The organism is Pandoraea norimbergensis, from assembly GCF_001465545.3.
GTDB classification, from domain to species: Bacteria; Pseudomonadota; Gammaproteobacteria; order Burkholderiales; family Burkholderiaceae; genus Pandoraea; species Pandoraea norimbergensis.
In genome coordinates, this window is record NZ_CP013480.3 from 1,072,716 (window position 1) to 1,095,988 (window position 23,273).

The following is a 23,273-nucleotide window of genomic DNA, read 5'->3' on the forward strand; positions in this document are numbered from 1 at the left end:
TGCGTGCACCACCCTTGTGAAACCCTTCTGCGACAACCCCATTGGCCGGACGCTGGCGCGCGTTCACGCGCGCCGAATGCCCGGCTTGTCAGGCGCTCACTATAGCACCCGCGCCACAAGGTACTGTGCCCCGTCCATCAGGGGCCAACGACGAATGGGAATGATTGGAATGTACAAAAACTACAGAAATATGGCATTTCACATTATGGTTTGAGTTTTCTCAATACGGCAATAATTGCCGTAACTCATGGAAAACACTCAGTAAAACCCCGTATGCCGATGGCTTTTGATTGATGGGATGTAGAATTTCTACTAAACTCCGCTCCCAATCGTGCCCAGCCGGGCACATCAAATTCAAGCCGAGCCGGCATGACGTCTGAGCAAACGAAGCCCCTGCACCCGACCCTGATGGCGGTCACCGCGCGCATTGCCGCGCGTAGCCGCGACTCACGCGCCGCCTATCTGGCACGCATCGCCGCCAGCCGTGGCAGTTTCCCGCAGCGCGGGGCACTCTCATGCGCCAATCTCGCCCACGGTTTTGCGGCCATGCCGGCCAACGACAAGCTGATGCTGCGCGAGCAGCGCCGTCCGAACGTCGGCATCGTGACGGCCTACAACGACATGCTCTCGGCGCATCAGCCGTACGAGCAATATCCGGCGCGTCTGCGCGAAGCCGCCCGCAAACTGGGCGCCACGGCACAAGTCGCCGGCGGCGTACCCGCGATGTGCGATGGCGTGACGCAGGGCAACGCAGGCATGGAGCTGTCGCTGTTCTCGCGCGAAATCATCGCAATGAGCACGGCTGTGGCGCTCTCGCACAACATGTTCGACGCGGCGCTCATGCTCGGCGTGTGCGACAAGATCGTGCCGGGTCTCGTGATCGGCGCGCTCCAGTTCGGCCATCTGCCCACGATCTTCGTGCCGGCGGGCCCGATGGCGAGCGGTCTGTCGAACGACGAGAAAGCCCGCATTCGCCAGTTGTACGCCACCGGCAAAGTCGGCCGCGACGCGCTGCTCGAAGCCGAGTCGCAGGCGTATCACGGCGCGGGCACCTGCACTTTCTACGGCACCGCCAACAGCAATCAGTTGCTGATGGAAGTCATGGGCCTGCACCTGCCGGGCGCGGCCTTCGTACATCCGCACATGCCGCTGCGCGACGCGTTGACCGACGCCGCCCTCGCGCGCGTGCTGGCCATCGGTGCCGATACCGCCGAGTACACGCCTATCGGCCATGTGGTCGACGAGCGCGCGGTGGTCAACGGCATCGTCGGTCTGCTCGCGACGGGCGGCTCGACCAATCACACTCTGCATCTGGTCGCAATGGCCCGCGCAGCCGGCGTCGTGATCGACTGGGACGACTTCGATGCGCTCTCGGCCGTGGTGCCGTTGCTGGCACGTGTGTACCCGAACGGCAAGGCCGACGTGAACCACTTCCACGCGGCCGGCGGCATGGGCTTCCTGATCGGCGAACTGCTCGACGCGGGGCTTCTGCATGACGACGTGCAGACCGTGGCGGGCCCGGGCCTGTCGCGCTACCGCCAGGAGCCGTGGCTCTCGGCCGAAGGGTTGGCATGGCGCGACGGTAGCGCCTACAGTGGTGATCGTGACGTGTTGCGCGGCCATGCCGAGCCGTTCGCCCCTGATGGCGGACTGCGCCTCATGCACGGCAATCTGGGCCGCGGCGTCATCAAGGTGTCGGCGGTCAAGCCGGAACATCGGCGTGTGGCCGCAACGGCACGCGTATTTACTTCGCAGGAAGCGGTCAAGGCCGCGTTCGACGCGGGTGAGCTGCATCGCGACGTGGTGGTGGTGTTGCGTGGCCAGGGGCCGCGCGCCAACGGGATGCCCGAGCTGCATCGCCTCACGCCGTTGCTCGGTGCTTTGCAGGACGAAGGTTTCGCCGTAGCGCTGGTCACCGATGGCCGCATGTCGGGCGCGTCGGGCAAGGTGCCGGCGGTGATTCACGTGTCGCCGGAAGCCGCCGGTGGCGGCCCGCTCGCCCGCGTGTGCGATGGCGATCTGATCGTGCTCGATGCCGCGGCCGGCATGCTGCATGCCGAAGTGAGCCCGGACGTGTGGGCGGCGCGCGAGATTGCGCCCGTGCCTGCCTCGGGCGATGACACCGGCCGCCTGCTGTTCGGCCATATGCGCGCCGCAGTAGGCGCGGCGGAAGCGGGCGCTTCCGTGTTCTTCGGATCTGAATGAGTGGGAAGACCCCGGTGGCGCGCAGGCCGCGCCGCCGACTTCAAGGAAAAACGCAATGGACATCAATGACATCGTTCGTGCCGGCCCCGTGGTCCCGGTGCTCCAGTTCGACACCGTAGAGCAGGGTGAGCACGTCTCGCGTGCGCTGCTCGCGGGCGGCGTACGAGTGCTCGAAATCACGCTGCGCACGCCGGCGGCGATGGACGTCATCAAGCACGTGGCCAGCCTGTCGGACGAGCTGATCGTCGGCGTGGGCACGCTCACGCGCCCCGAAGAAATGGCGCAGGCCGTGGCCGCAGGTGCGCGCTTCGGCGTCTCGCCGGGCTACACGCCCGCGCTCGGTGCGGCGGCCAAGGCGGCCGGCCTGCCGTTGCTGCCGGGCGTGGTCACCCCCTCGGACATTCTCGCGGCACTGGCCGACGGCTACGACACGGTGAAGTTCTTCCCGGCAGAACCGTCGGGCGGCGTGCCGATGCTCAAGGCGTTGTACGGCCCGTTCCGTCACGTGCGTTTCTGCCCGACGGGCGGTATCAGCGCCGAGTCGGCCCCGTCGTACCTCGCGCAGCCGAACGTGGTGTGCGTGGGCGGCTCGTGGCTCACCCCCAAGGCACTTGTCGACGCGAAGGACTGGGACGGCATTACGCGTCTGGCCCGTGCGGCGACGGCACTGCCCCGAGGCTGAATCAAGCGGGCAGAAGGAAGCAGGTTGAAGGAAGCAGGGCTGAAAGCACAGGACTGAAAGACGCAGGACTGAAGGACGCAGGACTGATTCAGGCATCGACCGAATAAAACAGGATTCCAACAATGGGGCGTGAGCCCTGCGGGCAGCCGCCCAACTAGCCAATCGAGGAGACCCCCATGGCTGCGGTGCAAGGTAACTTGCTGCTGGTGTACGCGCTTGTCGCGGTAATTGCGCTGATCGTACTGATCGCGAAATTCAAACTGAACCCGTTCATCACCCTGATCGTCGTGTCGCTCGTGCTGGGCCTCGCGGTGGGGATGCCGATGGGCGGCATCGTCAAGGCTTTCGAGACCGGCGTGGGCAACACGCTCGGCCACATTGCGCTAGTGGTGGGTCTGGGGACGATGCTCGGCAAGATGATGGCCGAATCCGGCGGGGCCGAGCGCATTGCGCGCACGCTCATCGGCTTCTTCGGCGAGAAGAACGTGCATTGGGCGATGGTCGTGATCGCGTTCATCGTCGGTCTGCCGGTGTTCTTCGAAGTCGGCTTCGTGCTGCTGATTCCGATCGCGTTCAACGTCGCCAAGCGCACCGGCACCTCGATGGTGCTGGTGGGTATCCCGATGGTGGCCGGTCTGTCGGTCGTGCACGGTCTGATTCCGCCGCACCCGGCCGCACTGCTCGCCGTGACCGCCTACAACGCGGACATCGGCCACACCATCATGTACGCGCTGATCGTGGGTATCCCGACGGCTGCCATTGCCGGCCCGCTGTTCGCCAAGCTGATGGCGCGCCACGTGGTGCCGAACCCGGATAACCCGCTGCTGTCGCAGTTCGTCGACGAAGACCGTCCGATGAGCCAGTTGCCGGGCTTCGGTATCACCCTCTTCACGATTTTGCTGCCGGTCATTCTGATGCTGATCGGGAGCTGGGCCGACCTGTTCTTCGCACCGAAGACGTTCGCCAACGACTTCCTGCGCCTGATCGGCAACTCGGTGATGGCGCTGCTGATCGCCACGCTGGTGAGCTTCTTCACGTTCGGCAAGCAGCGCGGCTTCAACCGAGACCAGATTCTGAAGTTCACCAACGAGTGTCTGGCACCGATTGCCACGATTACGCTGGTGGTGGGCGCAGGCGGCGGCTTCGGGCGTATTCTGATGGACGGCGGCGTGTCGAAGGCGATTGTCGACGTGGCCACGCATGCCAGCCTCTCGCCGCTGTTGCTCGGCTGGCTGGTGGCGGCGCTCATTCGCGTGGCAACGGGTTCGGCCACGGTCGCCATGACCACGGCTTGCGGTATCGTGGCCCCGATCGCGGCGGCAGCCGGTGCCACGGTCAAGCCCGAGTTGATGGTGCTGGCCACGGGCGCAGGCTCGCTGATCCTGTCGCACGTGAACGATGGCGGCTTCTGGCTGGTCAAGGAATACTTCAACATGACCGTGCCGCAGACGTTCAAGACTTGGACGGTTTGCGAGACGATCATTTCGGTGGTGGCACTGCTGCTCACGCTGGGTCTGGCCAGCGTGGTGTGAGGTAAGCATGCAGGGCACGCAACATCGGCAACACGCTGACGCGAGTCAGCAGGTCACAAGGAGACGAGCCATGATCGTCGTGGTAATGGGCGTATCGGGCAGCGGCAAGAGCACGGTCGGGCAGATGCTGGCCGACCGGCTGGGCTGCGGGTTTTCCGACGCGGATTCGTTTCACAGCGCCGCAAACATCAACAAGATGCGCCGCGGCGAGGCGCTCAACGACAGCGACCGCGCACCGTGGCTCGCTGCGATTCGCGAGGCGATCGTCGCGCGCCGTGTGGCGGGGCGTCACCATGTGTTTGCGTGTTCGGCGTTGCGTTCGCGGTATCGCGATGTGCTGGGCGAGCATGACGGCGACGTCGTGTTCGTCTATCTGAAAGGTGCGCCCGAGGTGATCGGCGAGCGTCTGGCTTCGCGCGGCGGGCATTTCTTCGATCCGGCGCTGCTGCAAAGCCAGTTCGACACGCTCGAAGAGCCGCGCGACGCGCTCGTGATCGACATCCGCGAATCGCCCGAGGCCATCGTCGACACGTTGCTGCACAAACTCGCCGCCTGCCCGGGTGGCATCCCCCTCACGCCAAACACGCCGGGCAAGCCGGCACGCGTACAATAGCGCTTTATTCCCTCTGCCGGCGCCCCGTGCGCCGGCCGTACGCATCACTATGGCTTCCTTCGAATTTTTCGCGCCCTGTCCCCGTGGACTGGAAGAAGCGCTCGCCGCCGAGCTGGCTGAACTGGGGCGTCTGGCCCCCTTGTCGGTTGGCAAACAAGTGCCCGGCGGCGTGCACTTTGCGGGCCCGTGGGCAGCCGGCATGGCGGCCAACCTGTATTCGCGCATCGCGAGCCGTGTGCTGTTGCGCATCGCGCAGCAAGGCTATCGCACCGAACAGGACATTTACGCCTTCGCGCTCGGCCAACGCTGGGAAGACTGGTTCTCGTACCAGCAGACCCTGCGCGTGGACGTCACGGGCATCAAGGCGCCGGTGCGCAGTCTCGAATTCGTCACGCTGCGCATCAAGGATGCCGTGTGCGACCGTCTGCGCGAGAAGACCGGCTCGCGCCCCAACATCGATACGTCCGAACCCGATGTGCGCGTGTTCGCGTTCCTGACGGCCACCGACGCGACGCTTTATCTCGATACGTCCGGTGAGGCGCTGTTCAAGCGCGGCTGGCGTCTGGACAAGGGCGCGGCACCGCTGCGCGAGAACCTCGCGGCGGGCATTCTGCGTCTGGCCGGCTGGCGTACGGACACGGCCGCCGACATGGTGCTGTACGACCCGATGTGCGGCAGCGGCACGTTCCTCGCCGAAGCGGCACAAATCGCGCTCGGCGTGCCGGCCGGTGTGGCGCGCCGCTTCGGTTTCGAGAAGCTCAAGGGCTACGACATCAACGCGTGGCAGACCATGAAGGTGCAGGCGCAGGAAGCGCAACGCGATGCCCGCGTGCGCGGTGTGCCGCCGACGATTTTCGGCAGCGATATCTCGGGCGACATGCTGGTCAAGGCGCGTGCGAATCTGGAGCGCGCCGGGGTGGGCGACGTGGGCCTGAAGCAGGTGGATGCGCGCGACATGGCGCCGCCGGTCGATCGTCCGGGCATCATCGTGGCCAACCCGCCGTATGGCGAGCGTATCGAAGTGCGTGGCCGCCGTTCGCCGCGCGATGCTGGGGAAGATGGCGATTTCGAATCGTCGGGCGGTCGCGGCCAGTTCCAGCGCGCGCAGCCGGACGGCGTGGATGCGCAGTTCTTCAAGGCCTTCGGCGACATGCTCAAGCAACGCTTCACGGGCTGGAGCGCTTATCTGCTGACGGCCGACATGAGCTTGCCGGGCCAGATGCGTCTGCGCGAATCGCGTCGCACGCCGCTCTTCAATGGCGCGCTCGAATGCCGTCTGTTCCGCTTCGATCTGATTGCCGGCTCGGTGCGTAAGCGCCCGCAGGAAGGGGACGCCGAAGGCAGCAAGCCCGACGCATGATCTGCGCTCGGCAGCGGTGATGCCAAGACATAACGCCATGAAAAAAGACCGGCCACTGGCCGGTCTTTTGCGTTGTGCGTGCCTAGCTTCGCGCTGACAGAAACCGCGCAAGGATGCCGTGCGAATACACACTCGCGACATCGCGCAGAAAACGTGGGAAATCGACGTGAGCCGCATCGTCGGCGGCGTCGGAGAGCGTACGCATGACGGCAAACGGCACACCATATTCATGGCACACCTGCGCGACGGCGGCGCCTTCCATTTCCACCGCCAATGTCTGTGGCAGCGCCTCGCGCAAACGCGCGACTTCCCCGGCGCTGCTGATGAACTGATCGCCACTCGCGATTTGTCCGACGTGCACGCGCGGTGCGCTCATGCCGAGTTCGCTTCGCGTGTCCGCTGCTACGTGGTCCGGCATCTCTTGTGCGAGCCAATCGCGCGCGGCTTGGGCGAGCGCATCGCGTAACGACGGTTCGGTGTCGAACGTGGCGCGGCCGAGCAGGGGCACTTCGAAACGCGGGAAGAGGGGGCTGGCGTCGAGATCGTGCTGCACGAGGGTGTCGGCCACGACGACATCACCGACGGCGATTCCGTGGGCGAGACCACCCGCCAGACCGGTGAAGACGATTTCGCTAACGCCAAAACGGTGAATGAGGGCCGTGGTTGTCGCGGCAGCGGCCACTTTGCCGATGCGCGCGAGCACGATCACGCAGTCTTGCCCGTGGAGTCGGCCCACGTGATAGTCACGCATGCCGATGTGTTCGACGCGGGCGCCGGGGGCCATCTCCGCGAGCAGGTCGGCAATTTCTTCGTGCAGAGCGGCAACAATGCCGAGCGGGCCAGACGTCATGGCGCGATTCCGTTTGCCGTGAGGCAGGGTGAGAATGAGCGCGCATTGTAGCGCGGGGCGACTTTCGCCGCCCCGCATAGACTGCATCGTGCGCCATTGCAGCGCACGGGTTCGTGCGGTCTCAGTCGACCGCCTTGACCATCTCTTCGACCACCTTCTTCGCGTCGCCGAACACCATCATCGTCTTGTCGAGATAGAACAGTTCGTTGTCCAGTCCGGCGTAGCCCGCAGCCATCGAACGCTTGTTCACGATGATCGTCTTGGCCTTGTAGGCTTCGAGAATCGGCATGCCGGCAATCGGCGATTGCGGATCGTTCTTTGCGGCCGGGTTCACCACGTCGTTGGCGCCCAACACAAGCACCACGTCGGTCTGGCCGAATTCACCGTTGATCTCGTCCATTTCCAGCACTTGATCGTAGGGGACTTCGGCTTCCGCGAGCAGCACATTCATGTGGCCCGGCATACGACCTGCCACCGGGTGAATGGCATAGCGGACCTGCACACCCTTTTCGGTGAGCTTGTCGGTCAGTTCCTTGAGCGCGTGCTGCGCGCGCGCCACGGCCAAGCCGTAACCCGGCACGATCACCAGCGACTCTGCATTGCTCATCAGGAACGCGGCGTCATCAGGCGAACCCGATTTCACCGGACGTTGCTGCTGTTCGCCGCCTGCCGCTGCTGCACCCGCCTGCGCACCAAAGCCGCCGAGAATCACGTTGAAGAACGAGCGATTCATCGCCTTACACATGATGTACGACAGAATCGCACCCGACGAACCGACCAGCGAGCCTGCAATGATCAGCATCGGGTTGTTCAGCGAGAAGCCGATACCGGCGGCGGCCCAACCCGAGTACGAGTTCAGCATCGACACGACCACCGGCATATCGGCACCGCCAATCGGGATGATGATCAGCACACCCAGCACGAAAGCAATGGCTGCCATCAGGATGAACGGCAGCCAGCTTTGCGACAGGAAGAAGATCACGCCGAAGCCGAGCATGGCGATGGCGAGCAGCAGGTTGATCGTGTGCTGCCCCGTGAACTGGACCGGCGCGCCCTGAAACAGGCGGAACTTGTACTTGCCCGAGAGCTTGCCGAAGGCGATAACCGAACCCGAGAACGTGATCGCGCCGACAAACGTGCCGATGAACAACTCGATACGGTTACCCGGCGGCAGCAATGTTTCACCGGCCGGCACGATGCCAAAGGCGGCTGGTTCTGCAACGGCGGCCACGGCGATACACACCGCAGCCAGACCGATCAACGAGTGCATGGCCGCGACCAGTTCCGGCATCTTTGTCATCTCGACCTTGCGAGCGACGTAAGCACCGATACCGCCACCCACGACGAGACCCGCGAGGATCAGACCGAGTCCCGAATAGTTGCCACCGGAGAGCCTGCGCAATTCATAAATCAGGGCAATCGTGGTGACGGCCGCGATGGCCATACCGATCATGCCGAACGCGTTACCGCGCCGCGCCATCTTCGGGTTCGACAGGCCTTTGAGTGCCTGAATGAAACAGATCGATGCAACCAGATAGAGCAACGTGACGAGATTCATGCTCATTGCTTGTTCCCCTCAGCCTTAACAGGCTTGTCCTTCTTCTTGAACATCTCGAGCATGCGTTGCGTGACGAGGAAACCCCCGAACACGTTCACCGCTGCCAGTGCCACCGCCACGACACCCATCGTCTTGCCCAGACCACCTTCGGTCAGACCAGCGGCGAGCATGGCGCCCACGATCACGATGGCCGAAATGGCGTTCGTGACCGCCATCAGCGGCGTGTGCAGTGCCGGTGTGACGTTCCACACCACGTGATAGCCGACGTACACCGCCAGCACGAAGATGATCAGATTGATCACCGTGTGATTGATCATTTCCATTGTTGTGTCCCCCTATGCCTTATGCAGCCCGCAGCACCTGACCGTCGCGGCACATCAGGCACGCGGCGACGATGTCGTCGTTGGTATCGATGACGAGCTTGTTTTCCTTGTCGATCACCAGCTTGAGGAAGTCGAGCACGTTGCGGGCATACAGAGCCGACGCGTCAGCCGCGACCATGCCTGCGAGGTTGGTATAACCGGCAATCGTCACACCGTGTACCTTCACGATCTCGTCGGCCACCGACAGCGGGCAATTGCCGCCGCCGTTTGTGCCACGCCCAGCGGCCAGATCGATGATCACGGAACCGGGCTTCATGGCTTTGACCGTGTCTTCAGCGATGAGCGTCGGCGCAGCACGCCCCGGGATCAACGCGGTGGAGATGACGATGTCCGCTTGCGTCAGACGCGTGTGCACGAGCTGCGACTGGCGGGCGAGCCAAGCCGCAGGCATCGGGCGAGCGTAGCCGCCCACACCCTTGGCAATCTCACGCTCTTCGTCGGTTTCGAACGGCACGTCGATGAACTTCGCGCCAAGCGATTCGATCTGCTCGCGCACGGCCGGACGCACGTCCGACGCTTCAATCACCGCACCGAGGCGCTTGGCCGTGGCAATCGCTTGCAAGCCTGCGACGCCAGCGCCCAGCACAACGAGGCGCGCGGCCTTGACCGTACCGGCCGCCGTCATCAGCATCGGCATGAAACGCTGATACAGATTGGCGGCAAGCATCACGGCTTTGTAGCCCGCAATGTTGGCCTGTGAAGAGAGCACGTCCATGCTTTGCGCACGTGTGGTGCGCGGCGCGGCTTCGAGCGCGAACGCGGTAATACCCGCGGCGGCCATGCGTGAGTTGTTTTCGGCGTCGAACGGATTGAGCATGCCCACGAGCACCGTGCTGCGGGGGATCTGCGCAAGTTCTTCCGGGGATGGGGCGCGCACTTTGAGGACGAGTTCCGCCCCCAATGCCTCGGCCGCGCTGCCAATGGAAGCACCTGCGGCGACAAAAGCGGCGTCGGGGACGCTGGCTGCGTCTCCTGCGCCATGTGCAACGACCACCTGATGACCTGACGCGACCAGCTTCTTGACCGTTTCTGGCGTGGCCGCCACACGGGTTTCGCCGGCAAGCGTCTCGGCGGGGATGCCGATTCTCATTGCGTCTCTCCTTGGGTTTGTGAACTGATCTCATCAACGGCCAAGGAGCCGCAGCCAGTGCTGCTGGGGGAGCAAGGCGGCCGGAGAGGCGCCCCGCGCCGGCCATATCGCCACTGATGACATTAGTCCTGCAACAAACCACTGCGAACGAACTACTGCACAAACCGATGAGGCGGTACTGCCACTGCACACTGCTGGTGCTCGCAGCTTACCCGAAGATGACAAACGCGCCTATTGCGCGAAACGGCATATGGATATTCACGCCTGAGGGGGTGACGCGGGGTGATACCGGCGCGCAGGGCCGACCGACCGGTCGGTCGTCAGGCGTTGGCGGGCGGCCGTTCGTGCACGGGCGCCCATGCCGGCAGCCGGGGTGTGGGGAAACCGGCGGTGGGGGCCGGTCCGGGCGGGCACCCCCCGTCTTGAGCGCCGATTACCGCCAGACGGTAAAATGTCGCTTTTATCGGGGTAACGTCCCGCGACCTGTGAGGATGCGCCATGGATGAGCGCTGGAAGCCCAACGTGACGGTCGCGGCGGTTGTCGAGCGCGACGGCCGCTTTCTCTTTGTCGAAGAGCAGAAAAGCGCGGGCCTGTTGATCAATCAACCGGCCGGGCATCTGGACCATGGCGAATCGATTCTCGACGCAGTTACGCGTGAGGTGCTTGAGGAGACGGCGTACGTCTTCACGCCACGGCAACTGCTTGGCGTCTATCTGGCACCGGGCCCGGGCGACATCACCTACCTGCGTTTTGCCTTCACCGGCGAGCTTGGCGAGCACGACGCTTCGCGCACGCTCGACGAGGGCATCGTGGGCACGGTCTGGCTCACGCCGGACGAGGTACGCGCCCAGCGCGCGCGCCACCGCTCGCCGCTGCTGGAGCGGTGCGTGGACGATTACCTGCGGGGCGTACGATACGACCTCGCGCTACTTCAGACCCATCCGGCAGTGACCGATGGGCAAGGCAATACATGAGTCAAAAACGCGTAGTAGTGGGCATGTCGGGCGGCGTGGATTCGTCGGTCACGGCATGGCTGCTCAAACAACAAGGCTACGACGTCGTCGGACTGTTCATGAAGAACTGGGAAGACGATGACGATAGCGAATATTGCTCGACCCGGCAGGACTGGATCGACGTGGTGTCGGTCGCCGACCTGATCGGCATCGATGTCGAAGCCGTGAACTTCGCCGCCGAATACAAGGACCGCGTGTTCGCGGAGTTCCTGCGCGAATACTCGGCGGGCCGCACGCCCAATCCGGACGTGCTGTGCAACGCCGAGATCAAGTTCAAGGCGTTCCTCGATCACGCCATTGCATTGGGCGGCGAGACGATTGCGACCGGGCACTACGCCCGCGTGCGCGAACGCGAAGGGCGCTTCGAACTGCTCAAGGCAGTCGATCACACCAAAGACCAGAGCTACTTCCTGCATCGCCTGAATCAGCACCAGCTCTCGCGCACGATGTTCCCGCTCGGCGAAATGCCGAAGACGAAGGTGCGCGAGATTGCCGCGCAGATCGGTTTGCCGAATGCAAAGAAGAAGGACTCGACGGGCATCTGCTTCATCGGCGAGCGTCCGTTCCGCGACTTCCTGAACCGCTATCTGCCGACCAAGCCGGGCCCGATGAAGACGCCCGACGGCACGGTCGTGGGCGAGCACGTCGGTCTGGCGTTCTACACGCTGGGTCAGCGCAAGGGCATTGGTCTGGGCGGTAGCCGCGATGGTTCTGGCGAGCCGTGGTTCGTTGCCCGCAAGGACATGACGAACAACACGCTGTACGTGGTGCAAGGCCATGATCATCCGTGGCTGCTCTCCGGCACGCTGAACGCCGAAGACGTGTCTTGGGTCGCGGGCGAAGCCCCGGCCGGCGGCCTGCGATGCGGTGCCAAGACGCGCTATCGTCAGGCCGACGCCGCGTGCGAAGTCGTGCACGCGAGTGGCGAAGCCCTGACGTTATCGTTTGCCGAGCCGCAATGGGCCGTCACGCCGGGTCAGTCGGCGGTGCTCTACGACGGCGATATCTGTCTGGGCGGCGGCATCATTGCGTCCACGACGGAAATCGATCCGGCCACGGCAACGGCCACGTCGGCAACCACCGGCAACGCGACGAACGCCTCGAATCAAACGATCCTCAATACGCATTAAAAGCCGCCGGCGCTCGCCGGGGGGACACCCGGCAGCGTGCCGGCGTGTGTCCCCCCAAAGCAAGGAGGTTTCATGTTTTCGCGCCGATTCCTGGCACTGTGGCTGGCTGTCGCGTTGCTCGTCGCAACGCTTGCGTTAGTGCTGTTCGACGGATGGCATCCGTTATGGCCGCTGCCGTTTGCGGCGTTGGTGGCGCTCGGGGCATGGGACGTGGTGCAGCAACGCCACGCAGTGTTGCGCAACTACCCGTTGTGGGGACACTTCCGGTTTCTGTTCGAATTCATTCGGCCGGAAATCCGCCAGTATTTTGTGGAAGACGACACGTCCGAGACGCCGTTCTCGCGAGCCCAGCGCAGCATCGTCTACCAGCGCGCCAAGGGGGATGTCGACAGTCGACCCTTCGGCACCGAAATCGACGTGAAGGCTGCGGGCTACGAATGGATTGCGCATTCGCTGGCGCCCACGGTGCTTGATAACCACGACTTCCGCATCACCATCGGGCCGGATCGCGCACAGCCGTATTCGGCCTCGATCTTCAATATCTCGGCGATGAGTTTCGGGGCGCTGTCGGCCAATGCCATTCGCTCGCTCAACCGGGGCGCCAAGCTCGGCAACTTCATTCACGACACCGGCGAAGGTTCGATTTCGCCGCATCATCGCGAGCAGGGCGGCGACCTGATCTGGGAAGTGGCGTCGGGGTATTTCGGCTGCCGCAACGACGACGGTACCTTCAGTGCTGAGAAATTCACCGCGCAGGCCACGACGCCGCAGGTGAAGATGATCGAGGTGAAGCTCTCGCAAGGGGCGAAGCCGGGTCACGGCGGGGTGCTGCCGGCCGCAAAGATCACCCCCGAGATTTCAGCGACACGCGGTGTGCCGATGGGGCAGGACTGCATTTCGCCCGCGCGTCACAGCGAGTTCTCCACACCGCTGGGCTTGCTGCAATTCGTCGATCGTCTGCGCAATCTGTCGGGCGGCAAGCCGACCGGCTTCAAGTTGTGCATCGGGCATCCGTGGGAGTTCTTCGGCATCGTCAAGGCGATGCTGGAGAGCGGCATCTTGCCCGACTTTATCGTCGTCGATGGATCGGAAGGCGGCACCGGTGCTGCGCCGCTGGAGTTCACCGATCACGTGGGCACGCCGCTGCAAGAGGGGCTGCTGCTCGTGCATAACACGCTGGTGGGCGCGGGGTTGCGCGACAAGATCCGCATTGGCGCGTCGGGCAAGATCGTGACGGCGTTCGACATCGCGCGCACGCTGGCGATTGGCGCCGACTGGTGCAACTCGGCGCGCGGCTTTATGTTTGCCATCGGTTGCATTCAGTCGCAGAAGTGCCATACCGACCGCTGCCCGACCGGCGTCGCCACGCAAGACCCGTTGCGTCAGCGTGCGCTCGTGGTGCCCGACAAGGCTGAGCGCGTTCATCAGTTCCACCAGCACACATTGCACGCATTGCAGGAGCTGATTCAGGCCGCAGGGCTGGCGCATCCGTCCGATCTGCGTGCGCATCACATCGTCAAGCGTGTGTCGTCCAACGAGATCCGCCTGATGTCGGAGTCGCTGAAGTATCTCGAACCCGGCGACCTGTTGCGCGGGCAATTCCGCTATCAGCTCTACGAGAAGTATTGGCCGATGGGACGGGCCGACAGTTTTGCGCCCGCGACAGCGGCCTGAGCAAAACCGCAAAGCTTCAGAGGAAGGAAAAACCACAACCCGGCGCGAAAACGCCGGGTTTTTTTATGGTTTCGACAATCGGCGCGCAGAACCCATAACGCAGCGGCGACACCACTCACTTTAAGGTCTCCACCGGATGACATTCGCAGGCGCACCCGCCTATCTTGCGAAGACTGACTTTGTCATCCCGCCCTGAACTTCCGTACAGGAGGACCTATGAGTACGGTGCGATTTCTCATCAGCCGCCACGACACCAATCTGAAAGTGAATGGTCTCGTGCAAGCCTTGCCCGCCGGTAGCATGACGGCAACCAGTTCCGATGCAGAGACAGACGCCTCGGACGGCACGACAGCACACGATTTTCATGTGTGCGATTTGCAGGCGCTGTATCCGGATGTGGTGGATTTGCTCGACCGGCGCCCGCTCGGTGTCTTTCATCGGCAGGCCGCGCGCACGCTGCTGCTTGAGCCGAGCATGCTCGACGTGGCCGTCGCGTTGCAGAACATCGACCGAATGGCCATGCTGCGATTCTTCTATGTCTATTGCCTGTGCCGCGATCAGCGCTATTTCTCCGCGATGTTGCGGCAGTCGATCGCTGGCAGTCATTCACTGTTCGACTTCGTCGAAGCCAATTTCCACAAACCGTGGCCTGTGGGGCGTCTGGCCGACGAGTTCGGCATGCCGCTTCGCAAGTTCCGCTATCTCTTCCAGCAAACGTACGGCATGCCCGCCAAGCAATGGTTGCTTGAACGGCGGTTGCGGCTCGCGCGCGATCTGCTGCTGTCCACCCGGCACAAGGTGCTCGACATTGCGCTCGAATGCGGTTTCACGAATCACGCACATTTCACCGATACCTTCCGCAAGCGCTTTGATTGCGCACCGACGGAAATCCGTTTGGGTGCACCGCCTCTGCGGGGTGGCCAACGCGTGGCGATGACACGCGCCGATTCCTACGCGGCCATGCGTGCCGATCTCGTCGCCGGGCATGGCGCGCTGGCTGACGGAGGCGTGGTGTGAACGTCGAGGAAATCAACAATCAGTTCGGCGAGTCGTCGCGCCGGGTGTCGGAGCAGGCGATGCAAAGTTTGCGCACGCGAAAGCTCGACGACCCGGCACAGATGATCGCCGTGCAGTTTGAGCTGCAACAGGCGACGACAATGTTTGGCCTGCATAGCGCGATCATCAAGCTCGTCAAGGATACGTTGATGGGCATCATCGCCAAGATCGCATGACGTCCGAGGCAGGTGAGACGATGCCGGCCCGGCAAACGGATGACATCCCCGCTGCCGGTCGATGGCTTGATGCGTTGACCCGACAGGTCGTCGTCGAACTGGCGTTTGCGGGGGCGTGCCACGGGATGGCAGCCGAGGCTCGGACCATTCTCGATGCTTTGCCCTGTCTGGTTGACGACGTCGAAACACGGCAGTGGCTGCACGCGGCATTGCTGACGGCGCTCGGTGATGCCGGGGCGGCTCACGCAGCGCTCGCCGGCGATGCGAAAACCGTTGCATCGGACCCGGCGGCGACGCAGGTCCTATATGAATGGCTCGCCGCAACGGCGGCCCTACCTGCGAGCGCGAACGATGCCTCGCGCAATCTTCCTGCAATTCATCCCTTCTCCAGATCATGAGTGTCGATTCCATCCACGAAAGCGTGCAGCGGGTCACTGCGGTCAACTTGCCGACTTCGCGGCCAACGCTTGCCGAAGCGGGCGATGCCGCCCGCTTTACCGAGGTGCTGGCACATGCAACGCCGCTGCCTGAGCATCACTTGTTGAGTGCCGCCGGCAAACTCGCGGCCAATACCGAAAACCTGACGACGCGCGTCACGCTCGATGACCGTACGCTTGACGATCCACAACGTCTGCTTCAAGCGCAGCGCGAGTTGACCGAGCGCGTGCTATCGCTCGAACTTGTCGCCAAGGTGGCCGGTGCCACGACGCAGGGTGTGAACAAACTTGTTCACATGCAATGACGCGGGGGATTTCAATCATGCGTCTGCGGTGCGTTGCTGCGGTACTGGCGCTTGCGTTTCTGGTGTCGGGTTGTAAGGAGGATCTGCATCGCGGATTGGGTGAGACGGAAGCCAACCAGATGCTCGCGTTGCTTCTCATCTCGGGTATGGACGCCGACAAACGTGCCGAGACCACAGGGGCGACGGTACGCGTGGCGCGAAACGATTTTGTGCGCGCGGTAGAAGTGCTGCGTCAGCATGGCCTGCCACGCGAAAAGCGCGCTTCGGTGGAGGATGTCTTCCCGCCCGGGCAGCTCGTGAGTTCGCCCGTGCAGGAGCAGGCAAAGCTGGTCTACCTCAAAGAGCAACGACTTGAGCGAATGCTGGCCGCACTCGACGGCGTGATGGTTGCTGAAGTCTCGATCGCTCAGGTGCCGATCGATTCGGCCGGGCGCGCGACACTGCCGCCCGGCGTTGCCGTCTTCGTGAAGTACAGCCCGGAGATCAACATGGCCAAACGCATGACCGATATTCGCAGCCTGATTCACGACAGCGTGCCCGGCGTCGCGCCGGAACGCATCAGTGTCGTGATGCAACCGGCCGACTATCGTTTGCCTCGTACGGCACCTTCCATAGACCAGACAAACGACGTGGCGGGTGATCGTGGTGGCGTGACGGGCCGATGGTGGTTCGCCGGTGTTGTCGCCGCCATTGCCCTGCTCGCCGCGGCAATACTCGCGTGGCGCGTTAGGTTGAAGGGGCAGGTACGGGTGCCGGAGGCGCTGTGACAACGGCGTTCGATATCCGGGCGATCTCCTTCGAGGTCACGCAACTGGTTCAACTCATCTGGCAGCCGGCGCGTTTCATGGACGCCGGTTGGTGGCAGACACTGGACATGTCGGCTTGGCAACATGTCTACCGTCACCAGCCGGCGACGCGCGCACAAATCGACCGATGCCTGGTCGAACGTCGTGGCTGGCCGACGACACCGGACGGGCTCGGTTTGGCACTGCCGTTGAGCGATGCCGCGTGCGTGACATTGCGTCTGGTGCCGAATCTACGTCGCGTGGCGCTGGCGTACGCGCTGCGAACGATGGGGTGCCCCGATTACCTGTGGCTGGGCGACTATCGACGCGCCCTCTCGCCCTGGCTGGATGCGTGGCAATGTGACCGCTTGCTGCTGACGCGCCGCGACTGGCCGTGCCTTGCTGCGTTGACACCCGATCAGCTTGTCGATGCCGCGTTCACCGCGATGGCGGCCTTGTTCGACGCCATGCCCACAAACCATTCCTCCTCCCCTGACGTCAACATCGCCTGCCGGGCGACGCGTATCTTGCTGCCACCGGGCGAATCGGAGCCGTCTACGCGCCTCGACCTGACGGCGCCGCCGGATCTTTGGGCGCGAATGGCCGCCTTGGAGAAGATGTTATGTATGTCATCGACTACCCGCTGACGTCGATAGAAACGCTGGACGGCCCCGTTCCGCAGGGCACCATCATTGCGCGCGAGACACTCGATCTGATGCGCGAACAGTCCCGAAACCGTGAGCAGTGGTTGGCCGAAGCCAAGGCCTGCCGCGATGCGGCGATGGCTGAGCGCGAGCGGGCTCAGGCCGACAGCGACGCCATGTGCGCTGCTTTGCTGGAGGCGGCGCGTGTGCAGTCGCAGCAGCAGGCGGCACAGTGTGCGGAAGATGCGCGTCGGGAGGTGATCGCGCACACGCTCGATTGGCTGGTCGACGAAGCCTCGATGGAGCGGGCGACGGTGCATTCGCTTGAACGCCGGATCGCCGACGCACTGATCGGTGCACTCTCGAATTTTGTCGCAACTCTCGACGTCGGTGAGCGCTTTGCGCATCGGGTGGCAAACACGTTGCCGTCGTTGGTGCGCGAAGGCGCGCTGGTGTTGCGTGTGCCACCGGCGCATCACGAAGCGGTGGCGACCGCGCTTCAGCGGGCGAATATCGTGCTGGCGTGTACGCCCGACACGACGCTGACCGGCCGCCACGCACGTCTCGAGAGCGAATGGGTGACGCTCTGCCTCGACCTCGACGCGGACCTTGCAGCTGTCGTCGAACGGTTGCGCGTGGCGCCTAGTCTCGAAGTGGCCTATGGTTGATCGCGTCCATACCCCGGGAAATGCCAGACCGGGTGGGACCGGAGAGAACCGCGCGCTCGAAAGCATCCTCGACGACGAGATGCTGGAACTCGAAGGCGCGGTGCCCACCCCGGGGCGAGGGATGGCGCGCGCCGCCAGACCGCCTGGCGAAGGGTACATCGCGATGATTGAGTCGGCCATTGCCCACGATGAAGAGGCGGCGCTCGCGGAATCTCAGGAAAATCTCAGCTTGGCTTTGGGGGTTCGCTTCCGGCGACCGGGCCGCCCCGAGCCGCGCGACGACAAGGCCAGGGCGCGCGCGTTGCTGGAGCAGCAGACGCGGCAGCTTGAACGCGTCAGCGCGCCGCAACTCGATCGGCTACGTCAGCAAATGCGCGACCTGCCTCATGTGCCAGATCCGCGTGAATTGATACGCCGCGCGGGGCTATCGGCAGGGCACGCGGCGCTAGTGGTTTGCGCGTGGCTTGCCGACGGCGGCCTGCATCCGGCGGCACGCAGTCGTCTGCGTCGTCTGCTCGACGAACTCACGTCGGGCGACGATTGGGCCATCGAAGCCTTTGCCGTGCTCGAATGCGGCAACCCCACTGCCGCATTGCTCCAGCAGCTCAAGACACTTTACCGACAGGCGCATGGCCAACAGCGCTCGCTCGTGCAGTGGTTCGACGAATGTCGCAAGTTCGGGCAACGACGCGCGCGTCTACGGGCGTTGTTGCAAGCGCTGGGGCTGGAACTGGGTGCGCAGAGTGCCGATGCCGACACGGCCCATCTGGCGGCGGTAATCGATGACTTGCGGTGTGTCGTTCTCTTCCTCACGTTGGAGTCGACCTGCGAGCAATCCGCCGCGGCCATGCGAGCGGCCGGATATGCCACCTGCGAGACTGATACGATGATTGTCGAAGTGCTCACGTTGCTCGATCAGCCGTGGGCGGGGGCGGAATGGTTCGCACAACGTGCGACGTATCTCGGGATGACAACACGGGGTGTGCACTATGCGTTTTCGCGCGAGCTGACGCTGCTGGTGAAAGCCGCGCACGACGGCTGCTTCCGGGACGAGACACAGCGTGACGCTTTGAACGAGGCACTCGATACGTGGCGTACCGGCATTGCGCAGGACGACTTGTAGCCGCGCATGCGTGCATGGCGGCCTGTTCACATAGCGATCAACGAAATCTCATGCGCGCAGATGTTCACGGCAAAGTTTGATGCGGTCGTAGAAGTCGGTGAGCGCCTGCGCGAACGGTTCCGGCTCGGCAGACGCATCCTCGTTCACCAGCGCGTGCAGAACGAGCCGATTGTCTTGCGCGCGTAATTGCACATGTCCGGTGATCGCCCATTCCGCCGGCTCGATCAGCAGTTGCAGAAGGCGCTCGCTGTTGGCGCGATGCAATCGCGCAGCCTCGTCGGTGGCGACAACCGAATGAATGCCGCAGGTCTGATTTTCGAGCGTCTCCACGATGATGCTCGGTGAGGCGTTGAACGTCAGTTCAATGGGCGAATGGTTGTCGACGGTGTGGATCTTGCCCGGATCGCAGCCGATCAGCTTGAGCGCGTCTACAAGGGTCTGCGCGAGGTCGTGACGTGACATGGTGTACGTGCTCTTAAAATTTGACGGTGATGGGACCTCGGGCGATTCGCGCGTGGTCATGACATCGACGCTCACCCAACAATTCCATGATCGAATCGGTGAGGCGTCGTGCGCGAACGCCGCGGTGCCGAATGTTCACACGCAGTGGCGTCGCCGCCTTTCGAGACGTGATTCGCTTTGTCGCTTCCGGGCGCATCGGTCATCGATTTCCGGGCACTTTCGGGCCCACTCGGTGTCGTCGCGACGATGGCCATCAGCGAGGCTATTGCGGTCCTCCTGTCGCGCTTGCAGGTCCGTAGGACGCGCGAAAGCGCTGCGTCAGCCGCGAGAGAATGGCTATCGCCGCGTCAACGGCCTCGGCCTGCGCTCGGGCGTGTCGGTGCGAGGCGGGGGACAGCGGCGATTGCAGCGCGTCTTTCAGCGTTTGCTGCGCGCGGCTGAGTCGGGCAAGTTGTACCAACTGTGAAGCCGGCACCTCAGGGGCAGAAGCGGCAAGTTGGTCTTCAATCTTCGTCAAGTGTGTCGTCAAAGGTGTTCTCCGGTGTCAGCGGCAAATAGAAGAGCCGGTCGTGTGTGGCAATCGACACACCGTCGGCAGAGACGGCAATGACATGCGCCCCCCCTGCCAGCCGGGCGCCCGGCATGAGGCGAGTGCCGTCGGCCAACGTAATGTGTGGCGCAGTGGGTGAGCCGCCAATGCTCACCACCGGTGCCGGCAGACCGGTTTGTGAAAGCGTCGGCATCCGCACCGGCAACGGTTCGATGCGCAGGCGCAAGGTGCGTGAAGCGTCATTCCACGTGTCTGCGAGGGACTGCAATGCCGCCTGACGTTGCGCGGATACCGGACCGGTGAGCCGCCAGCCGTCGCGCTCGCGTGTGACGTTGACACCGCGCAGCTGATCCGCGTTTTTCAGAAGTTGCACGACCGTGTCGAAGCCGTCGGCTTCGTCGTTGTCGACGCGCCAGCCATGGGGCAGGGCGAGTGCATCTAGCGCATCGGAAGCGGCACGCCACCGCGCGTCCGCGACGAACGCGCCGCTGATCACGATCTCGCCACCCGGGGCGACGCCGACATAGGCCGCGCCGTATCCGTAAAGACGCAACAACGTTCGGACGGACTGTGTCAGGTCTGCGGGGCACCATGTGTCGTCGCGTACGACCCTGTCCAGCCTCCGCGCTTCGGTACGCAGTCGCGAACGGACGTCCTCAGAGGCGCAACCGCCGGAGAACAAGACGGCCCCTTCGGAGAGGGTCAGTGAGATGCCGGGGGCGATGCGTCCGGCAAGCGACTTCAGCGTGCCAATGTCACCCGATGAGGTAATGACGTTGGCCGCGCCCGTTCGCCAGATCATGGCGCCGACGGCGAGGGCGGCCAGCGATACGCCTGTGGCGGCGAACCACGTTACCCGGCGCGGGCGCTTCGAGGGCTTTCGCCCCAAGGGCCACGAGAATGCCGGATTGTCCTGCGCCAGTGACGGCTGCGTATGGGTTTGTCGCTGCGCAGAAAACTGACCCGCGTCGGACGCGAGACGTGCCGGACGTCGGGGCAACGGCACAGGCACCGGCAATTCGGCGTCGCCGGCATCCAGCCAAATGCCGAGTCCTGCCAGATCGACGACAGAGCGTAGCGGCAGCCGGATGGAGAGAGGAACGTCCGGCAAGGCGTCATCAGTCCACCCAAGTGGCGCACCGTCGACCCAGACGTCGGTGCGGGTGAGCAGGTGCACCCCGTCGTCGTCCACGTGAAGCGTTGCCCCGACGCCATTCTCCAGCGCCATGGCGATATCCGAGTCTTCCGTGCCAAGCGAAAACGCACCGTGCGGCAAGGGCAGCGAGCGCCCGGCAAGCGGGCCGTCAAGCAAGGTGAGTGTGTACGTCGTCGTCATGTTTTCGGCTCGCCGGACGTGGGCTCGGCCTTGATGAGGAACAGCCGGATCACGCTTTCATTGCGATGCGTGGTCGAGCGGAAGAGCCACCCGATGAACGGAATATCGCCCAGCAGCGGGATCTTGTTCTCCTGCTCGTGCTGGGTGTCCTGAACGAAGCCGCCTAGCAGCAGACTCTGTCCGGCCTGAAGCGTGGCTTGCGTTGCAATGGCCGAGTTGCGTATCGACGGGACTTCGTTGCGGGAGTCACGTGCGCTGCGTATTTCGCCGCCGTCTTCGATGTTGAGTGTGAGCATCACCTGATCGAGGCCACCGGCGTCGTCAGGCACGAGACGCGGCGTCACGCGTAACAGCGAGCCTGACGTCACGCTCTCGAGCTTGGCTACCTTTTCTCCGGTGACCTTCGTGTAGAACGTCACGCTGCGATCAAGCACCGCCTGCATGTTGTCGAGCGTGACGATGGACGGCCGCGAAAGCACGCGTGCTTTCGAGTTCCGTTCAAGTGCGGAGAGATTGACCATGAACTTGTTGGTGTCGCCGACCACCGCCGAAAACGTACCTTGATCGCTCGCGTCGGCACCGTTGTCTCCTCGCGTGCGGCCGCTATTCAGGCCCAGCGTGCCGAAGCCGCCAAGCCGCGCGCTACCGGCGATATCGACGCCTAGCTCGGCGATGTCGCTGGCGTTCACGTCGATGATGGCGACCGAGATGTCGACCAGACGCGGACGCACATCCAACTGAGCAACGAGATCCGCGTAGAGCGGCAGGTTGCGGCGTCGCTCGCGCACCACGACGGCGTTGCGGCGCGTGTCAGCGGAAAAGCGCGGTGTGTTCGCGCGCGGCGGGCCCGCTGCCGTCCCTGTCGCCTCGCCCGCCACGGCGACGAGCGGGCCAGCACCGAGAATCAGGTCTTGCAGGACGCTGACGACGCCCGGGACGACAACTTCCTGTCCGCGATAAAAGTACCTCGTGTCGGCCGCCGTCGCGAATTTCAGGGGAAAAATCTCGATGGTCTCCTCGCTCTCCTGCTGATCTCGGGCGTCGCGCTCGAGGTGTTCGGCGAGCATTGCGACCGTTTCCAGGCAGGCTGGCACGCCGGCGATCTCAAGCGCGCGGGCGGCGGGAATCGCCCGTGCGACGCAGTGCTGCGGGTGAAGGACACCAGCGCTGCGCAAATGCGAAAGCAACTGATCCGGTGATGCATAACGCAGCGACACGACCTGTCTTGCGACCTCGCTGGCCTTATAGATATGCAACGTCTGGCCGTTGAAATACCACGAAAGCCGATAACGTTCGGAGAGCGCGTCGAGTGTCGCCTGTGGCGTACCCGCAGGCAATGCGCCGATGAACTTGTCGGTGACCTGTGCGCTGACGATCGTCGGGACACGGTGATGCGCACCGAAGTCGCGCAACAGTTCGGCGAGTGGCGTGCCCGCGCTCTGGAAGAGGAACGCGCCACCGCGCCAGATCGGCAGGGTGGCCGTCGTCGGAACAGGGTTCGCAGGGTCGAGAAGCGCTTCTGACGCAGACGAGGCGGGCAAAGGAGGCAACGGGAGTGCGAGCGCTGGCATGGACGCCGCAATGGAAAAAATCGCGGAAACACATACAGACAAACCCGCAGACAAACGCAACAGCGCAAC

The 23,273-nt window shown here is 63.8% G+C and carries 24 protein-coding genes; 16 read left to right on the top strand and 8 right to left on the bottom strand.

From position 1 onward, the window contains the following. Positions 1-369: 369 nt before the first annotated feature. The 5 genes from edd to AT302_RS04815 all read left to right on the top strand — a co-directional run bounded on the left by edd (position 370) and on the right by AT302_RS04815 (position 6,392). Positions 370-2,205, top strand: coding sequence for a phosphogluconate dehydratase (edd, locus tag AT302_RS04795; RefSeq protein WP_058377451.1), 1,836 nt, complete (start codon positions 370-372; stop codon positions 2,203-2,205). Positions 2,206-2,260: 55 nt separating this feature from the next. Then, entirely contained in the window at positions 2,261-2,887 is a 627-nt protein-coding gene (eda, locus tag AT302_RS04800) for a bifunctional 4-hydroxy-2-oxoglutarate aldolase/2-dehydro-3-deoxy-phosphogluconate aldolase (protein ID WP_058377452.1), read from the top strand. 176 nt (positions 2,888-3,063) lie between these two features. Next, the gene (locus AT302_RS04805) at positions 3,064-4,419 is read left to right on the top strand and encodes a GntP family permease (protein ID WP_058377453.1); all 1,356 of its coding nucleotides are present in this window, start codon (positions 3,064-3,066) and stop codon (positions 4,417-4,419) included. A gap of 70 nt (positions 4,420-4,489) precedes the next feature. Then, on the top strand, positions 4,490-5,032 hold the full coding sequence (locus tag AT302_RS04810; RefSeq protein WP_058377454.1) for a gluconokinase: 543 nt from the start codon (positions 4,490-4,492) through the stop codon (positions 5,030-5,032). 49 nt (positions 5,033-5,081) lie between these two features. Further along, positions 5,082-6,392 (top strand): THUMP domain-containing class I SAM-dependent RNA methyltransferase, encoded by a 1,311-nt coding sequence (locus AT302_RS04815; RefSeq protein WP_058377455.1) that lies wholly within the window; start codon positions 5,082-5,084, stop codon positions 6,390-6,392. An 82-nt stretch (positions 6,393-6,474) separates the two neighbouring features. Here the strand turns inward: AT302_RS04815 and AT302_RS04820 are convergent, their stop codons facing one another. The 4 genes from AT302_RS04820 to AT302_RS04835 all read right to left on the bottom strand — a co-directional run bounded on the left by AT302_RS04820 (position 6,475) and on the right by AT302_RS04835 (position 10,273). Beyond that, positions 6,475-7,242, bottom strand: coding sequence for a 5'-methylthioadenosine/adenosylhomocysteine nucleosidase (locus tag AT302_RS04820; RefSeq protein WP_058377456.1), 768 nt, complete (start codon positions 7,240-7,242; stop codon positions 6,475-6,477). Between the two features lie 121 nt (positions 7,243-7,363). Beyond that, entirely contained in the window at positions 7,364-8,806 is a 1,443-nt protein-coding gene (locus AT302_RS04825; RefSeq protein ID WP_058377457.1) for an NAD(P)(+) transhydrogenase (Re/Si-specific) subunit beta, read from the bottom strand. After that, a complete protein-coding gene (locus tag AT302_RS04830; RefSeq protein WP_058377458.1) occupies positions 8,803-9,123 on the bottom strand; it encodes an NAD(P) transhydrogenase subunit alpha in 321 nt (106 codons plus the stop codon). Before AT302_RS04830 ends, AT302_RS04825 begins: the two co-directional genes overlap by 4 nt. Positions 9,124-9,142: 19 nt before the next feature. Continuing rightward, entirely contained in the window at positions 9,143-10,273 is a 1,131-nt protein-coding gene (locus AT302_RS04835; protein ID WP_058377459.1) for a Re/Si-specific NAD(P)(+) transhydrogenase subunit alpha, read from the bottom strand. Positions 10,274-10,771: 498 nt separating this feature from the next. Here AT302_RS04835 and AT302_RS04840 point away from each other — a divergent pair, with 498 nt between their 5' ends. The 11 genes from AT302_RS04840 (at position 10,772) to AT302_RS04890 (ending at position 19,285) form a co-directional block, all read left to right on the top strand. Continuing rightward, positions 10,772-11,248 (top strand): NUDIX hydrolase, encoded by a 477-nt coding sequence (locus AT302_RS04840; protein ID WP_058377460.1) that lies wholly within the window; start codon positions 10,772-10,774, stop codon positions 11,246-11,248. Further along, the gene (mnmA, locus tag AT302_RS04845) at positions 11,245-12,417 is read left to right on the top strand and encodes a tRNA 2-thiouridine(34) synthase MnmA (RefSeq protein ID WP_058377461.1); all 1,173 of its coding nucleotides are present in this window, start codon (positions 11,245-11,247) and stop codon (positions 12,415-12,417) included. Before AT302_RS04840 ends, mnmA begins: the two co-directional genes overlap by 4 nt. A gap of 72 nt (positions 12,418-12,489) precedes the next feature. Next, a complete protein-coding gene (locus AT302_RS04850; protein WP_058377462.1) occupies positions 12,490-14,091 on the top strand; it encodes an FMN-binding glutamate synthase family protein in 1,602 nt (533 codons plus the stop codon). Positions 14,092-14,307: 216 nt separating this feature from the next. Next, positions 14,308-15,108, top strand: a complete 801-nt coding sequence (locus AT302_RS04855; protein WP_058377463.1) for a helix-turn-helix transcriptional regulator — start codon at positions 14,308-14,310, stop codon at positions 15,106-15,108. Beyond that, positions 15,105-15,323, top strand: coding sequence for a type III secretion system needle filament subunit SctF (gene sctF / locus AT302_RS04860; RefSeq protein WP_058377464.1), 219 nt, complete (start codon positions 15,105-15,107; stop codon positions 15,321-15,323). Before AT302_RS04855 ends, sctF begins: the two co-directional genes overlap by 4 nt. Then, a complete protein-coding gene (locus AT302_RS27485) occupies positions 15,320-15,721 on the top strand; it encodes a DUF1039 domain-containing protein (RefSeq protein ID WP_058377465.1) in 402 nt (133 codons plus the stop codon). The genes sctF and AT302_RS27485 overlap by 4 nt, the downstream gene beginning before the upstream one ends. Beyond that, positions 15,718-16,065, top strand: coding sequence for a type III secretion system inner rod subunit SctI (gene sctI, locus AT302_RS04870; RefSeq protein ID WP_058377466.1), 348 nt, complete (start codon positions 15,718-15,720; stop codon positions 16,063-16,065). Before AT302_RS27485 ends, sctI begins: the two co-directional genes overlap by 4 nt. A gap of 17 nt (positions 16,066-16,082) precedes the next feature. Continuing rightward, positions 16,083-16,832, top strand: a complete 750-nt coding sequence (sctJ, locus tag AT302_RS04875; protein WP_058377467.1) for a type III secretion system inner membrane ring lipoprotein SctJ — start codon at positions 16,083-16,085, stop codon at positions 16,830-16,832. Next, on the top strand, positions 16,829-17,497 hold the full coding sequence (locus tag AT302_RS04880; RefSeq protein ID WP_058377468.1) for a type III secretion system domain-containing protein: 669 nt from the start codon (positions 16,829-16,831) through the stop codon (positions 17,495-17,497). Before sctJ ends, AT302_RS04880 begins: the two co-directional genes overlap by 4 nt. Continuing rightward, a complete protein-coding gene (locus AT302_RS04885) occupies positions 17,473-18,162 on the top strand; it encodes a hypothetical protein (RefSeq protein ID WP_058377469.1) in 690 nt (229 codons plus the stop codon). The genes AT302_RS04880 and AT302_RS04885 overlap by 25 nt, the downstream gene beginning before the upstream one ends. Next, on the top strand, positions 18,155-19,285 hold the full coding sequence (locus AT302_RS04890) for a TyeA family type III secretion system gatekeeper subunit (RefSeq protein ID WP_084656021.1): 1,131 nt from the start codon (positions 18,155-18,157) through the stop codon (positions 19,283-19,285). The genes AT302_RS04885 and AT302_RS04890 overlap by 8 nt, the downstream gene beginning before the upstream one ends. A gap of 48 nt (positions 19,286-19,333) precedes the next feature. Here the strand turns inward: AT302_RS04890 and AT302_RS04895 are convergent, their stop codons facing one another. The 4 genes from AT302_RS04895 to AT302_RS04905 form a co-directional block, all read right to left on the bottom strand. After that, positions 19,334-19,747, bottom strand: coding sequence for an InvB/SpaK family type III secretion system chaperone (locus AT302_RS04895; protein ID WP_167365778.1), 414 nt, complete (start codon positions 19,745-19,747; stop codon positions 19,334-19,336). Positions 19,748-20,009: 262 nt separating this feature from the next. Further along, positions 20,010-20,222 carry an EscE/YscE/SsaE family type III secretion system needle protein co-chaperone gene (locus AT302_RS28415; protein ID WP_407668842.1) on the bottom strand — a complete coding sequence of 71 codons (213 nt, stop codon included), beginning with the start codon at positions 20,220-20,222 and terminating at the stop codon, positions 20,010-20,012. A 28-nt stretch (positions 20,223-20,250) separates the two neighbouring features. Further along, the gene (sctD, locus tag AT302_RS04900) at positions 20,251-21,633 is read right to left on the bottom strand and encodes a type III secretion system inner membrane ring subunit SctD (protein WP_058377472.1); all 1,383 of its coding nucleotides are present in this window, start codon (positions 21,631-21,633) and stop codon (positions 20,251-20,253) included. After that, complete coding sequence (locus AT302_RS04905; protein WP_084656023.1) at positions 21,630-23,204, bottom strand: EscC/YscC/HrcC family type III secretion system outer membrane ring protein; 1,575 nt, start codon at positions 23,202-23,204, stop codon at positions 21,630-21,632. The genes sctD and AT302_RS04905 overlap by 4 nt, the downstream gene beginning before the upstream one ends. Positions 23,205-23,273: the final 69 nt, after the last annotated feature.